Raw genomic sequence first — 393 nt, 5'->3', positions numbered from 1 at the left:
CAACTCTTTTTTTCAATAACCTGCATCACAGGCGGCTCACTCGCCGGTTATTGAAGGCCAGAAGTCTCGCGCAAGTGGCATAGCACGACGGAAGTTTGGTCGAATGTCAAGCAATTCTGTTGCCAGATTTGCGAAAGCGTCACACTCTACCTGATAAAATATGTTACGCAACTTTATTAGCATGCAATACCGGATCCCGCCAGCACGGTTAACTTTTTTAAGGCCACAGGGTTTACAGGGAAAATTTGCCCTTTCCCCTCAAGCGGACGTAAACTAGCGCCAGTTTTTTAAGGAGAACATCATGCAAGAGACAACTCAGCCTATTGACCGCGAATCTCTCCTCGTTGAGGCGAACAAAATCATTCGTGAACATGAGGATTTCCTGCACGGGAT

Annotated in this window: 1 protein-coding gene; it reads left to right on the top strand. The window is 46.8% G+C overall.

What is annotated here, in order from left to right; all coding sequences use genetic code 11:
- Positions 1–301: 301 nt before the first annotated feature.
- Positions 302–393: DUF2498 family protein (locus HX778_RS24920; protein WP_176983356.1), on the top strand; the 92-nt coding region annotated here is incomplete at its 3' end.

Source organism: Cedecea sp. P7760, from assembly GCF_013386425.1.
Taxonomy (GTDB): domain Bacteria; phylum Pseudomonadota; class Gammaproteobacteria; order Enterobacterales; family Enterobacteriaceae; genus Cedecea; species Cedecea selenatireducens.
The sequence above is the reverse complement of the archived record's forward strand: the minus strand, read 5'-3'. Positions and strand labels throughout refer to the sequence as shown.